Source organism: Thalassomonas actiniarum, from assembly GCF_000948975.2.
Lineage (GTDB): Bacteria > Pseudomonadota > Gammaproteobacteria > Enterobacterales > Alteromonadaceae > Thalassomonas > Thalassomonas actiniarum.
This window is the reverse complement of record NZ_CP059735.1, coordinates 2,596,606-2,611,877: the sequence shown is the minus strand read 5'-3', so window position 1 is coordinate 2,611,877 and position 15,272 is coordinate 2,596,606. Positions and strand designations below refer to the sequence as shown.

The following is a 15,272-nucleotide window of genomic DNA, read 5'->3' as shown; positions in this document are numbered from 1 at the left end:
TTTTTACCGATATAGAGATGTAGATAAAGTTGTAGATGTAGCATGAACCAAAAGAGTCAAACAAAGTCTATTGCCAACAAAAGCATTAAAAGCCTGGTTATCAGCTTTATGGTGATCAGTATTACCTTAATGACCATAGCCATGGGGATAGTAACGGCAATCGGTGTTAACCAGCAATCCAGGGATCTGATGTTAAATAACGCCTTCCAGATCACCGAAGGGCTGGCAAAACAAGCGGTATTTTCTATTCTTTCCGGTTCGAACCAAAATGCCCACGATGCCATGAAGCAGGTCCAGGGCTTTCAATCGGTACTGGCCTCGAGTTTATTGCTTGAAGATCAAAGTGTGTTTTTAACCATGGGCAGCTACCCTGATCATTTTAATGTTACCCTGGACGCCGTCGATCAAACCTCAGTTATTGTTGAAACCAGTCATTACTGGCTGATCCGCACCCCGGTAGAAGTGATCGCCGAACTCGGCTCGGATGAAGAAAGTGAATTTGAGCTCGAAGCCATCTCCCTTGAGGAACAGATCATAGGTTATGCCGAGGTTATTTATAGCAAGGAAAACCTGAGCCAGGCACAAAACCGGGTCGCTATGCTGATCACTATCGTCGGCAGTATTTCCGTGGTCTTGCTCAGCCTGATCCTCCATACCGGTTTACAAAGGTTATTTAACCCCCTGGGCCAGCTGGCGCAAACCATGCAACAGGCGAAAAAAACCGGCGAGCATCTATTGGCACAAGTATACGGCGCCAAAGAAATCCGTAATATGGCCAGCTCCTATAACAGTATGATGAAGGTGCTCGATAGCCAGGAAGATGATTTAAAAGAGCACAGGGACCAGCTGGAAAAAGAAGTGGAAGTACGCACCCGCGAGCTGGTACAGGCAAGAGACTCCGCCTTGACCGCAAGCCGCCATAAATCGGAATTTATGGCCAATATGAGCCATGAACTGCGTACCCCTATCCAGTCAATTATCGGCTATGGCGAACTGGTCACGGAAGAGCTGGAACTTGAAGGCAATTTTGACCTGATCGACGATATGGATAAGATCGCCAAAAATTCACAACGCTTATTGCTGATGATCAACAGCCTGCTTGATCTTGCAAAAATAGAAGCCGGCCGGGTGGAAGTCAACAATATCGAAATCACGGTAGATGAATTAAAAGCCAACCTGACCGATACCATAGTACCGCTGGCACAAAAAAATAATAATGAATTTACCATCAAGCAGCTCAGTAATATCAAACTGTTATATCTTGATAAAGAAAAACTTGAACAAACGCTGTTAAACTTACTCAGCAATGCCTGTAAATTTACCGAAAACGGTCAGGTCACCCTGACCATCTACAATGACAACCAACAGATCTATTTTGACATTGTCGATACCGGTATCGGCTTAAGCAAAGAGCAGCAAAAATATATTTTTGACGAGTTCCGCCAGGTAGATGCCAGCCAGTCACGCAAATTCAGCGGCACCGGTTTAGGGCTGGCAATATCGAAACGTTTTATCGAAATGATGCAGGGACGGATCACTGTCGTGAGCGAGCTCGAGCAAGGGGCCAGATTTACCGTGGCGCTGCCGCTGCAACGCCTGTTATCTCACGGTTAATCTTCTATCGGCCGGGGGGCAATCCCGGTATAATGGATATCGGTGCACTTTAATGGTAAAAAGGAATTCGGCGACTGCTCTTCCATATCCCGGTAACAGGCCACTGCACCGCCAATAACGGCAAAGGCATTAATTTTATAACCTTCATTAGGAGTAAAGCCCTGATCCAATAAAAAAGCAGAAGCATAACCGCCGCAATTCATTGATAAGTTAAAGTGTTCATCCAGGTACTGACTTAGTGCTTTGGCAAAGGCAAGATAAGGGCCTACCGGGATATTTAACCTGTCCTGAATATCGGCAAAAGGTGCTAACCTTTCATCTTCCTTATCTATAGGCCGGGCAAAACCAACAATAATAGGTTTACCATTTTTTTGTTTAGCTTTTACCAGAATATCGGAAAAACTCATACCGGCAGCATAATCATTAAATGCTTGTAGTTGCTGACTCATGCTGATATATCTGGCCTGACTGCCACCATAGGCACGTGAATCGGCAGATAAAATTGCCGCACTGGCTGCAGCCACTACAGAAGCATCGGTATCACCGGCATAGGCGCTGATTTGATTACACCAGATACGACTGTCGGGATAACTTAACCCCATCACACACAGCTCAACCCAGTCGGCAACAGCACGATCTACCAACTTGCCAGTGGCGTTTAAAATATTGAGCTGCATTAAAGAGACTTTACCCATCAGTTCATTCATCAGTGAATGCCCCTGACAGTTTACATCAACACCACCTTGCCAATGCCCTACCCGGCTAAATATTTGATTATTACGTTTATCCCAATACTCAGTATTATTCATGAATGCGCCTTCACTTCATTTACATCACCTTCAGGTGTATAGACATGCTGTTCATCAGACAGCATAGGTATTGCCGTAATCGGCTTATGGGTTTGTTCAACGCCATGAGCCAAAATACCCGGCGCACAAAGCAGCTGAAAAAAACCGTTACCCTGGCGGGGAGAAAGATCCAGTTCACAAAATACAGCGGCGGCAATACCGGTTTTAAGCCAGCCCATATCATGAACTTTTAAAGTCTCATTAAATGCCTTTCCCCAAGCTATAACCTCAGCACTGTTATTTACGGCATTAAAAAGTTGTGCGGCAAGCCCGTCAGCAAACTCATCAATGCTGCCATAGTTGTTGCCAAACCCTGGAGTTAAATGAAATTCCCCCTGGACAGTTTCTTGATGACTTGTTTTGAGCAATTGACTGACAACCTCTTCAGGAAGCTTCTCTTTATTCTCTTGAAGAAAAATCATTGCCAATTCAACTTCCTTGGCGCCGTTAGATTTTCCACCTAAAACCGTCAGACCTACGGGTAGCAAGTGTTCCGCATTGGCTTTACTGACACCCGCAACCATAGCAGCTTTTACTGCGGGGTGCCTTGGACCGGGATTCATCAAACCAACCATCAGCTGCTCTAATAATTTGACTTTTTCCGGCGGTGGTAATTCTCCGGTAAAAAGCAACAACAAGGTTTCAACAAAGGATTTTTTTGCCATCAACTCCAGGACATCGTAACCATGTAAATAAGCCGTTTTGGTAACATAAGGATTATTGTCAGAAGGTAGCTCTAATAAAATATTGGTTTGCGCTTTATCCGCATAAACAAAATCTTTTTTTTCCTGACGGTTTTTTTTAGCATTTGTCATTAGAAATAAACCCTCATCTCTCCAAGCCAGCTTCGCCCGGATAAAGGAAGATCACCGGGAAGGTTCACGGTTTGGCCATTGTTTATCGATGGCTCACGAGCGTCCTGATCAAAGATATTTTTGACGATTAGGGCGAACTCAACATCTCTATCATGTGGTTGCCAGCGAACCGTAACATCGCTAAGCACATAATCATCAACACTGCTACGCATATCCTGCTCATCCCGCTTACGATCTCTGACCCAGTTATTGCGCATATGAGCTCTTAATTCATCGGAGATCTTCCAGTCCAATTGTAGGTAAAACTGGCTCTGAGGAACAAAAGCAACATCATTATCGGTCAAGTCATTTGTTGCTTTGGACCAAACAAAATTTCCGGCTAATTTAAGCTGCTTATGAATTTGCCAATTCACTTCTATTTCAGCACCGTACCCTTCTTGTTCACCGTAGTTTTGTGCTGTTTTAGTGCTTTGGCCAACATCCGGGACAAACTGAATAATATCGCTCCATTTATAGCGGTAAAAACTCCAGATAGTGCCAAAACCGGATTGAGGGTGGTAATCAAAAGCGAGCTCGACAGTCTCCATTTCTTCCGGCTGCAAATCTGGATTTCCCAGTGTCACCGGGTTGTTGATATTACCGGTTTCGGCAAATGAAGGCGCCCTAAAGGCTTTTCCGTACAGCAATTTAGTAGATAAATTCAAACTAGTTGACCACACCAATGCTAACCTGGGGTTCGTGGTATTACCAAAGTCCGAATAATCATCAAAACGCACCCCAGCGGTTAATTCCCAATCATTAGCAAAGTTCCAGATATCCTGGATAAAGGCATAGTGATTTTCCCGATCGGTTTCTCTTAAAAATACATATGGTGTATCGGACACATCCACCACTGGGCTGCCTGGTGGCAAGGGGTTGCCATCGGGGCCGATAGAGAAGTTTTTCGATTCTTTGACCTTATGTAAATCACCTAAATGGTAGCCCAAGCCAAAACGTAAAGTATGATTTTCTACGCCTGTATATAAACCCGCCGCATTAAAACGCGTATGGCGCTCATATACTTCAGGGTTACCGATAAATCCGTCAGGATAAGCTGTCCCGCCAATAACAGTACCGGCAGGATAAATAAGGTAGTTATTTTTGATCTCTTGTGAAGTTTCAAAATAACTGCCTTGTATATCCAGAGTAAAGTCTTCGCTAAGGTCTTTTTTATAATTAATATCCAAATTCCAACGGTCACTTGCCTTATTCGCCTCGGGATCTAATGCTTCCCCTAAACCGGCACCTAAGCCGCCGTTGGTTCGCTTTTGTAAACCTGCACGTACCGTCCAGCCCTGGTAATTAACTTCACCACGAAAATCAATATTTTCAGTACCTAAGCTTAAAGGGCCCGGAGCCAAAGAAACATTAGTACCGGTTGCATTATCAAACCGCGTTTGGGTATCAGCGGAAATTACCCGGTCTGAGCCATCCGTTTTATGGTATTCCAAAGTCAAAGAATATTTCACCGGCTGAGAGTTATCCCCCATGGCTAACCAGTAATCCTGGGTAGATTGCTTTCCCGCCCGGGCAGCAATTTCATTTTGTTTAATATCATCGGCATTTTTAATGACGATATTGATGACACCGGAAAAGGCATCCGCCCCATAAACCGCCGAGCCCGGACCGCGGATCACTTCGATTCTGGCAATGGCTTCCACCGGCATGCCCAGCCAGTTCTGGTTACGGTTACCCAAAAAAGTATTGGTAATAGGCACGCCATTGATCAGCATAAGTACCTGGGGATTATAAATACTGTGGACACCACGAAAGGTATAAATAGGCAGATAGCTGTTGGCTAAACGGGTGACATGCAAACCGGGTACGGTTTCCAGGACATCGTCAATATCGGTCGCCCCCATATTTTTGATCTGCTCTGCGGTATAAACACTGGCAATGGCCGGTGCTTTATAGATCTGAGTCTTGATGCCGGTGGCAATTTCCACCATCTCTTCACTGCCGTAAAAGTCATCGAAAAACTCATCATCGGCAGAAAATTCATCGGCGGTGTACAATTCAGCCGACACAGGAACCGCTAACGCGCATAATACAACAAGAGAGACTGTTTTTCTTATCATTTTATTTATACCTTAAATACTATCTATTCAACGTCAAAACGTGACTTGCTTGCTGCTTTACGTTGACTATTTCACTGTATAAAGTGATCCGGTATTTCCCCAAAACCAGGAGGATTTACGTATAACCTATCGCGCTATTTGATTCTTCTTTTAAACTATTTACCCTGGCCATCATCGGCGGCATTTCATCGGGATCTATGCGGATATCGAGTAAGGTCGGCACCTGAGCCGAAAAAATCGCTTCCAGATCCAAATCCATTAACTGCTCCGGCCTCTCGATAATATAACCGTTTGCCCCCTGCGCTTTTGCCAGGGCGGCAAAGTCCACTTCATTAAGTTGCCAGCCGATAGACTCCGCCTTACTCAACTGCTGGCCAAAGCGTATCATACCAAAAGCAGCGTCGTTAAGGACAACAAATAATATCGGCAATTGATGTTGTACCGCAACGCCAATTTCATGAGAGCTCATCAGCCAGGCGCCATCACCGGACAGGCACACATGCGGCTCATCGCGAGAAGCCAGGGCCGAGCCAATCACCGCCCCTATCGCCCAGGCCATACTGCCAAATCCCATAGAGACCCGGTATAGACCTTCTTTTGCGGTATGGCTAAGATAATGGGTAGCCCAAGCCCAGATATTGCCGGTATCGATAAAGACCCGGGTACTTGGCGACAGGGCCTCTGATAAATAAGCCATCAGCCTTTGCGGTTTGATCGGCACCGCATCGGAGAAACATTTTTCCGGTTCGATTAATTTGGTATAACCGCCGAGCACATTTTTCTGTTTGTCCAGTTTCAGCCCCTGCCAGGTTCTGTTCCAGCCGTACTCACATACTTTATTGAGTACCCGGTTAAACACTGTGTTTAAGTGGCCGCAGACATGCAATTTTGCCATCGGCGAGCGGCTAAAACTTTCCACCGTTGAATCGACATGAATGAGTTTGTTATTAAGTAATTCTTTACCTAAGCTGCCAATGCCCATTTCGGTAATGGAGGTGCCTATGGCCAGCACCAATTCAATATTGGGGTCTTTGAATAAATCATGGGCCGACTCGTGCCCGGCATAACCATAAACCCCGCGGTATAAAGGATGACGCTCGTTCACCCAGCTTTTCCCCATGGGACCAGAAACAAAGGGGGCACTGATGGCTTCCGCCAGTTTTTCTATTTGTTTATACGCCCTTCTGCAGTCATGGCCGATAAACAACACGATATTGTCGGCTTCACAGATCTCTTGCACCAGGCGGTCTACCGCATTTTTATCCACCAGGGATGCCCTTTGCATCAGGTAATTCACCTGGACATTGGGATCTTTATGGCCATAGGGGCCGCGTAAAATATCGGAAGGGATACTCAGGTGAACCGGGCCTTTAGGTGACTGCACCGATTCCATCAAGGCGGAAATCAGCTTGCTTTCCAGCTGCTCGGGGTGGGAGATCAAGGCGTTAAATTTGGTACAGTTTCTGAAAATGCCCACCGTATCTATGGCGGTTTCACTGGAGTCCTGCAGCGGCCTTTTACCAAATTTTGGCAAGGCGGTTTGCGCCGTTAACACCAGCATAGGAGACTTGTCTACCGACGCGGAAGCGACCCCGGTGATCAGGTTGGTGGCCCCGGGTCCTGTGGTCGAACAAACCACCCCTAATTTGCCGGTTTCCCGGTAATAACCTTCGGCCATAAAAGCGGCGCCGCATTCATGGCGGGCTATAATGGCTTTGGGGCCGCCCCGACGCTCAGAACGGGCAAGGGCATTATAAAGCGGCTCTATTGCGCCGCCGGGTACACCGAAAACATATTCAACACCTAACTGGTGCAGATATTCCAGGATTAAATCAGCGTAATCTTCTATATCAGCTTTATATTCAGGATCTTGCGTGCTAAAACTAGTCATGCTCTGTTCCTATTCTTATTCTTTTAAATGAATTAATTGTTGGCATCATCGCCACAATACCTATCAGGGGATTCCCTGATCATAGGCTGTTCATTAACGCAACAAGAACTTTACTCCTTAACAGTCAGATTAATACCTCGGCTAACACACTTTAACTACCGCGGGGTTTAACTGAGTTCTACTGTCCTCGAGCCCCTTTATATCCATGGGTTTACTAATATGGTATCCCTGAGCGTAATGTACACCTAATTCCGATAACTTCATTAACGTCTGCTCATTTTCCACAAATTCAGCCACGGTTTTCTTATTTAAGGCCTGTGCCGTTTCATGAATGGCTTTTACCAGCGCGGCATCCGTTGGGTCTTTAAGCATGTCTTTAACAAATGAACCGTCGATCTTAACACTTTCTGCAGGAATTTGCTTTAAATAGGAAAAAGTACTGAAACCTGTCCCAAAATCATCGATGGAAAAGCCGCAACCAAGCTCGTTGAGACGATTTACCATGCGTTGGGTGCCTGTAAGGTTTGATAAACTGGCACTTTCGGTTAATTCGAAAATCACCCTTGAGGGTTCAATCGAATACTGATTTAACTTCTCTTCAATAAACGCCAGCAGCCGGTCATCGCCGAATGCCTGTGCCGACAGGTTAATTGCCACTTTTGTTAAGGCCGGATACGTTTTCATCAGGTGTAATGCTTTACCGATCACATGCCGGTCAAGCAGGGTCATGTCTTCGGCTTTTTCCAGCGACGGAATAAACTCTCCCGGCAATATCACCTTGCCATCGACCTGTAAGCGCACCAGGGCTTCATAATATTCGATTTCCCGGGTTTTGACATCGATAATAGGCTGAAAATGCAACAGGATATTATCTTCTAACAGCGCTTTTTGTAATTTTTGCGCCCATTCAAAACTTTGTTTTAATTCTTCGGTGACATTGTCGTCTTCGGTAAACAGGTGTACCCGGTTGCGTCCCTGCTCTTTGGCGGCGAACATGGCAATATCCGCCTGTTGCAGGTAGATTTCGCTGGAGATGGCTTTACCGTCAATCACGGAAATACCGATACTGCAGCTGACCTTATAAACCTGCTCGGCAAACTTAAAACTGGAGTCGGCGATGGTCTGACAAATTTCCAGCGCCACTTTTTCGGCATCCTCGACACTGGTATTGGTGAGCAAAATGGCAAATTCATCGCCGCCGATACGACATAAGGTATCGCTGGCGCGGGTGCGCTCCGACAATAACCGGGCAATCTCTTTAAGCACCAGATCCCCCTGATGATGGCCCTGTGAATCATTGATGATTTTAAAATGGTCCAGATCAAGGTAAATCAGCGAATGATAAATCCCGGTGCGGGTGGCGATGCTGGCAACATTTTTAAGTTCGTTATCAAAGTAATAACGGTTATGTATCCCGGTCAGGGTATCGTGCAGGGCAACATGTTTTAACCTTTGCTCGGCTTTCTTGCGCACGCTGATATCGTCTATGGTCCCGGAAATACCGACAATTTTACCATTCTCATCAAAGTAGGGATTTAAATTGATTTCACACCAAAAATAACCGCCGTCATTTTTGATCAGTTTCACTTCAATTTGATCATGCTGGCGTTTGCCGCACAGCAGCTGGCTGAAAGACTCTTCAATGTTATGTTTTAACAGGAAACTCGAATCCTGGATAAAATCGGTAAAGAGCTTACCGATACTCTCAGACACCATAAAGCCGGTGCATTTATACCAGGCATTATTGAGGAACAAAATTCGCCCCTTGGCGGTCACTTCAATAACAATACTGCTTAAGCTGTCCAGGATACGGTAATGGGTTTTTGACAAGGAATAATACTTTTGCTGTTCGTTTTTCAGCTCTTGGGTCTTGGCGGCAAACTGTTCGTTGGAAACAATAAAATCTTCACGTTTGGCGGCAATATCGCACACTTTACGCAATTGCTCCGCCTTAAAGGGTTTCTGGATATAATCCGCCGCCCCTTTCACCAACATCAGCTCCGCCAAATCGATAGTGCCGTGGGCAGTCATGGCAATCACCACCTGCTTGGGATTAAGCTCGATAATGACATCAAGTACTTCATCCCCGGACATGCCCGGCATCATGATATCAAGCAAAACGATATCATACGTTTTTTGCCGAAAAGCCTTGATCCCGGAAACGCCGTCGTAGGCAATATCAATATTAAATTTATGCTTGAGCATACGCTGCACAAGATTGGCGGTATCTTCGGTATCCTCAATCACCAGGATATCCAGGGGTTTGTTAAAATTGCCCTGATCGGCAACCACCTGCCCGACCACATCAACCACTAGATCCAGTTCCTGATAGGAAATCACCTTGTTGATATCAAACATGCGCGCGGTGGTTTCGGCAATACGCTCACAATGATTTTCCGTGACCAGTAGAATCGGCAAATCTTTGCTTGAAGCTAAAATGCCGGAGCGGATCAAACGCGACAAACGCCAGCCGTCGACATCCCCGATATCAACTTCTGTCAGCACTAAATCCGCCTGGTGGGATCGTAAGAAGTTAACCGCTTCAACACTGTCTGATGCCAGAATTACTTCATGTCCGGCCATTTCAAGTTTACCCGAAGTCCGTTCCCTCACCGACTCATTTTGTAAAATCAACAATATTATCAAGGCATTATCCATATCATAACATACAAATGCCGGCCTGAAATGGCGACCGGCATATAATTTCTCTGAGCCTACTTTTGCTTATTCTCGGATAAAAGTAAATACATAGCGATAAAGATAGCCGGGCGGGGAATAAAATATTCAATAAAAAATTGATTAGACTCAAAGGATAAGCACTGTTTTATCCGTTATAAAAAAATGGCTTTTAAAATATGTTCCCAACCAAGGGGCCGGTAACAAGCTTTTCACCACTTTCATAATCCCGTTAAAACAACGAAAAAGAAACGCGAATTCAGTATAAGAGCACTAATCATTCGATTCAATAAAAACCGTTAATTGTGCCGAAGCCACCCATTCCACCTTGATACCGTCCAGGGTGGAAATATCAAACACAAGTCGGCCGATCAGGTCCCCGTTTTCATCCCATTGCCGGGCGTAAGTGCCGTTAAAATCAATCTCGCCGTTATTGCGCAATATATCTAATGCATGCTGCAAACTGGCAGCGCCGACAACTTCCCCCGGCGGATTAAGCACGGCGCGAAAACTGTCCCGGATCATTTCAGCATCGGGGTTATCGGTATTGTGTTCACGCCCTGCCCGCTCAATGGCCAAAGCAACAACCTGGCAGGCATCATAAACCCCATTGGTAAAAGCACCGGGTAAAGCGCCAAAAAACTCTAAAAAGCTGGTTTGAAAAAAAATCACATTTTCATCTGTTTGTAATCCTCTGGTACTTTGTATTCCCTCCAAACCGCTGATCCTCATGGGTTCGATCAAGTTGTCCAAAAATGAGGCCTCTACCCCGGCAATAGAACCCGACAGATGGACCAGACGGGTAAAATCAATGGTCACGGCTTCGTTATAAAAATTGGCGGCAATCCCCACCTCAAGTATGTTATTAAGCACAACATCGGCGCCGCTACTGGCCAATATCGCTATTTCGCCATCAAAGCCACTGGCTTTACTGATAGGAAAACTGATAGTGGCGACGATCTCTCCCCCTAAGGCCATAAAAGCATCGGCAAACTGCTCAGACAGCCTCTGACCAAAACTATCGTCGTCGTTAAAAATCAAGGCGGCTTTACTGCCGCCGCGCATGATCGCCAACTCCGCCAAGGCAACCGCAATGGTATCGGTTCTTGCCTGGAAGCGGAAAATCAAATCCTTATCGGCAATATCCGTCAGACTGGGACTTTGCGCAGTAGAAGCCATTAATAACCGTCCCTCAGGCACGGTAATATCCGCAGCAGCAATCGCCCGGGAAGAAAACTGCACTTCCAGCGCCTGGATATCGGCATCCACCAGTTTTTGTACCAGTTCGGTACTTTCCGCGGTCGAGCGGGCAACAAAACCGACCAGGTTTAACTCTTTACCAAGGATCCCGCCAAGATCATTGATTTGCTTTACCGCCAGCAAACACACGTCTAACCTTTCCTGCCTGGCGGCCACCGAGCCGAAATTAATCGCCTCTTCATTAAACTGCTCAGCCACTATATCTAATACCAGCGGCTGATCGGCATCATCATTTTCACCACCACAGCCACAAAGCAGCAAAGTAGAGACAAAAATAAAACGGGAGCTAAACATAACAACAGACTCCTAAAAACTCTGCTCATAGGTGAAGGTAAATCTGCGCCCCAGGGAAGGAAAATCAATGCCGCCAAAACCGGCATCAACATGATCACTGTTATAGAGATCCCTTACCTGCAGCCTTAACTGTGAGGATTTCCCCTTAAGCAGAGAAAAACCCGCCATCGAAACCGTCAAAGTCCCATCGATATAAGGTGCCAACTGATAATGGCCCTGTGCTCTTAACACATTTAAGGTTGAGGCCGGGCGTTTATCGACCCAGCGATTATTCAGGCTGACGGTCACCTTTGCCCGGGCATGGTAATAACTTATCCCCCAATTTGCCGCCTGCTCGGGGAAAAGCTCTCCTTTGGGGTTGTACTGCAAAATATACAAAGCATTCGCACTGGGGTCCCGTTTGGTATCCTGATAAAAGTAATTAACATAACCGGTGAAATTGCCGTACTGAAACCTCGACTCCAGTTCAAAACCCTCGGTATTGCTTTCGGTACTATTTTCGGCAAATAAATTGATGCTGTTGCTGTTAAAGATCACTAAGTCTTTAACCTTGGTCTTGTAAAGCGTACCGCTGATATGCAAGAAATCCGTTACCGGCACCGACAGGGAAATTTCAGCAGTTTCTGCTTTTTGCGCCCGCAATGCTTCATTACCGATAATGTCTCCTGACTGGGCAGACTCCCTGAACAGCAGCTCGGGGGAAGGCGCCTGAAATGCGCTGCCAACGAGTAATTTTAACGTCATATCCCAAGGTAATTGTCCGACCAGGCCCAAACGCAGCGATTCATTTTGTTCTATGATAGAGTCATCATCGAGGCGATAGCCAAGAATACCGCTCCAGTTTTCAGATAACTGAAACTGGTATTGCCCGTATATACCGATATCTGTGATATCTTTATTACGGCTGTCCGATAATTGAGTTTCCTGGCCGCTCTCTCGCTCGACCCGGTTAAAGGTTTCGAGTTTTTGATCATCACGGCGGCTTTCAAAACCCACTAAAACATTTTGTCCGCCGGACAAGTTGAGCAGAAATTCGGCGCCGATATCAAAACTGGTAAAACCTATGCGCCGGGTGAGATAGAAATTATCCGCCCCCAACTCAACCTTATCGTTATCTGTGGTATCTCCCCGGGAAAAGCTTGCATACGATCTCAACACAATATGCTCAGCCAGCTCGCTCTCATACGCCAGTGTAAGAAAATAATTCTGGTAACCGATAATATTTGCCCCCTGCTCCTGTAAGGCATTTAAGTCGGTGAAATAATTATCCACTTCAAGTTCCTGGAAATAAGCCGATAAGGCCACAGAGTTAACATCATCAAGCTGATAATCTCCCCTGGCGTAAAAGTTCAGGCTTTGATAATCATCCGGTTGGCTGGCACGGGTATGGTCAAAGAGCAAATAATCGGGTGAGCGCCTGGGCAAATCAATCCCCTGGCGGTCCATCCCGGCAACCGAAAAACCGGCGCTGTATTGGCTACGTTCATTTTTATTGCCGCCGACCGCAGATAACTGATAACCGCTACCGGCATGCTCAAGTTTTGTGGCGCTAACACTGACCATGCCCTGATCCTCGAGCGATCCGGCTTCCTTGGTCACTATGTTCACGACCCCTAAAAAGGCATTGGCGCCATAAAGCGCAGACACAGGTCCCCGGATAATTTCTATCCTGGCAACCATAGACATGGGAATAAATTCTTGATCAATGAAGTTTTGCGAAGTTGAGCGAAAAGCCGTGGCATTGCCGTCAATCATAAACTTAACGGTACGGGAGCCAGAGCGCACGCCGGAATTAATGCCCCTGACGCCAAAATTATGCATGGCCAGATCATAGCTATCAATAAAACCTGTGACATGGCCGAGCACCTCGGCAACACTTTGATAACCAAACTGGCGTATTTCCTGCGCGGTGATCACCGTCATAATTGCCGGCACCTCGGCAGAAGACTTTAAGGTTTTTGTCGCGACGGCCACCTCGATATTCAGTAATTTTTCCAGACTGATCTGTGACAGGAGTTCAATATCCAAGGGATCAAAGGTTTCATCATTTTGTTGGCCAAATGCAAATGAAAAGCCGGGAAAAAAGAAAACAGGTAGAAAAGCGACAATAAAAAAATAACCACAGAGATGACAAGCCAGGTTAAAAAACTTCATATTAAAGGTACACATCTCTGCTATCCCTTAATCATCAGGCTATTTGTCATTAGCTTTAATACTAGACCTTATTTGGCAAAAATACGTTTGTGTCAAATGAACAAGACAGCAACACCATCAGTGCCTAACCCGTAAACAGAAGAAAACTATCTAAAAAATCGTCTTTTTTCTCCCATTAATACCAATATAAAAAAGGCCTTACTGTGATACACTTAGTGGACAATTCAAGGGTTACTCCCCTTACCCGCACTTTCGAATGAAATAAAAGCAGTCACTATTGGTCATCCCTGAAAGAACAAGCTCAAGTCAATCAGTACTTAGGAATAACGTTTTTGCCAGCGGTCAAAAGTAGTACATGTACGAGGTAGTAATGAAGCAAGACAGACCCGAGGTAAAAAAAGAATTTATCGCCCTGATGGCCATACTCATGTCACTGGTAGCCCTGACCATAGACGCCATGTTACCCGCATTGAGTCAGATAGGGACCAGTTTGCAGGTAGAAAACAGCAATGACAACCAGCTGATTATTACCAGCGTTTTTCTCGGCATGGCGGTAGGTTTGATATTTTACGGCCCTTTATCGGATGCTTATGGCCGCAAAAAAATCATCTATTTAGGGATCGCTATTTTCATTCTGGGAAACTTGCTATCGATATTCTCAAGCAGTTTCTTTGTGATGCTGGCAGGGCGCGTACTGCAAGGTTTTGGTGTTGCATCCTGCAGGGTTGTCTCCCTGGCTATGATACGGGATCAGTTTGAAGGCCCGCAAATGGGCAAAGTAATGTCGCTTATCATGATGTTCTTTATTATGGTACCCGCCCTTGCCCCTTCGGTTGGCCAGGGGATCTTACTATTTAGTCAATGGCGGGCTATTTTTGTGCTGATTCTAGTCTTTGGCATTATCAGCTTATTTTGGCTGCATTTTCGACAACAAGAAACCTTGGCATTGGAAAAGCGCATCCCACTGTCATTGGCTTCTTTTAAATCCGGCGCCAGCGAAACGTTAAAGCACCCGGTATCACGCCGTTATATGCTAGGTTCAGGGATAATTTTTGGTGCTTTTGTCGGTTATTTAAGTACCGCACAACAAATACTGCAACACCAATATCAGCTGGGAGATTTATTTTCCCTCTATTTTGGCGCTCTGGCACTGGCAATAGGTTTATCTTCCTTTGCCAATTCAAAGCTGGTAATGCGTTTTAATATGGCTAAACTGTGCCGCGGGGCTTTAATTGTCCTCACCATTACCGCTCTGGGGTTTTATTTTTATATTGAAAACCTGGAAACCCAACCGCCGCTGATGGCATTAATGGCTTATTTAGCCGTTACTTTTTTTAGTATAGGTCTTTTATTTGGCAACTTAAATACCCTGGCATTGCATCCTTTAGGGCATATTGCCGGGATTGCCACCTCAGTGATCAGCTCGGTACAAACCTTAGTTTCTGTGCTCATTGGCGCTATTATAGGCCAGCTCTATGAGGGCAGTGTTGTCCCTCTGGTACTTGGATTTTTCTTTTGCAGTTTGACCACACTGGTTTTAATTTACCGAACAAAAAAAGCAGCTGCGATATAAACGGCTTTGCCAAAAAAATAATAAATGCTA

General features: G+C 45.6%; 9 protein-coding genes. 2 read left to right on the top strand and 7 right to left on the bottom strand.

All coding sequences use genetic code 11. The annotated features are described in order from the left end of the window. Positions 1-42: 42 nt before the first annotated feature. Positions 43-1,614: a sensor histidine kinase gene (locus tag SG35_RS11355; protein ID WP_053042853.1), complete on the top strand. Its 1,572-nt coding sequence runs from the start codon at positions 43-45 to the stop codon at positions 1,612-1,614. Here the strand turns inward: SG35_RS11355 and SG35_RS11350 are convergent. From SG35_RS11350 to SG35_RS11320, 7 genes are all read right to left on the bottom strand, one after another. Continuing rightward, positions 1,611-2,423 carry a hypothetical protein gene (locus SG35_RS11350; RefSeq protein WP_044831471.1) on the bottom strand — a complete coding sequence of 271 codons (813 nt, stop codon included), beginning with the start codon at positions 2,421-2,423 and terminating at the stop codon, positions 1,611-1,613. The genes SG35_RS11355 and SG35_RS11350 overlap by 4 nt on opposite strands. Next, positions 2,420-3,277: a citrate synthase family protein gene (locus SG35_RS11345; protein ID WP_044831470.1), complete on the bottom strand. Its 858-nt coding sequence runs from the start codon at positions 3,275-3,277 to the stop codon at positions 2,420-2,422. The genes SG35_RS11350 and SG35_RS11345 overlap by 4 nt, the downstream gene beginning before the upstream one ends. Further along, on the bottom strand, positions 3,277-5,343 hold the full coding sequence (locus tag SG35_RS11340) for a TonB-dependent receptor plug domain-containing protein (protein ID WP_274055430.1): 2,067 nt from the start codon (positions 5,341-5,343) through the stop codon (positions 3,277-3,279). The genes SG35_RS11345 and SG35_RS11340 overlap by 1 nt, the downstream gene beginning before the upstream one ends. Positions 5,344-5,509: 166 nt before the next feature. Then, on the bottom strand, positions 5,510-7,285 hold the full coding sequence (locus SG35_RS11335) for a thiamine pyrophosphate-binding protein (protein WP_044831469.1): 1,776 nt from the start codon (positions 7,283-7,285) through the stop codon (positions 5,510-5,512). A gap of 141 nt (positions 7,286-7,426) precedes the next feature. Continuing rightward, on the bottom strand, positions 7,427-9,931 hold the full coding sequence (locus SG35_RS11330; RefSeq protein WP_053042861.1) for a GGDEF/EAL domain-containing response regulator: 2,505 nt from the start codon (positions 9,929-9,931) through the stop codon (positions 7,427-7,429). Between the two features lie 303 nt (positions 9,932-10,234). Further along, positions 10,235-11,515 (bottom strand): ABC transporter substrate-binding protein, encoded by a 1,281-nt coding sequence (locus tag SG35_RS11325; RefSeq protein WP_044831467.1) that lies wholly within the window; start codon positions 11,513-11,515, stop codon positions 10,235-10,237. Between the two features lie 12 nt (positions 11,516-11,527). After that, positions 11,528-13,684, bottom strand: a complete 2,157-nt coding sequence (locus SG35_RS11320) for a TonB-dependent receptor plug domain-containing protein (protein WP_053042851.1) — start codon at positions 13,682-13,684, stop codon at positions 11,528-11,530. A gap of 355 nt (positions 13,685-14,039) precedes the next feature. Between SG35_RS11320 and SG35_RS11315 the strand changes: the two genes are divergently transcribed. Next, entirely contained in the window at positions 14,040-15,242 is a 1,203-nt protein-coding gene (locus SG35_RS11315; protein ID WP_044831466.1) for a multidrug effflux MFS transporter, read from the top strand. Positions 15,243-15,272: the final 30 nt, after the last annotated feature.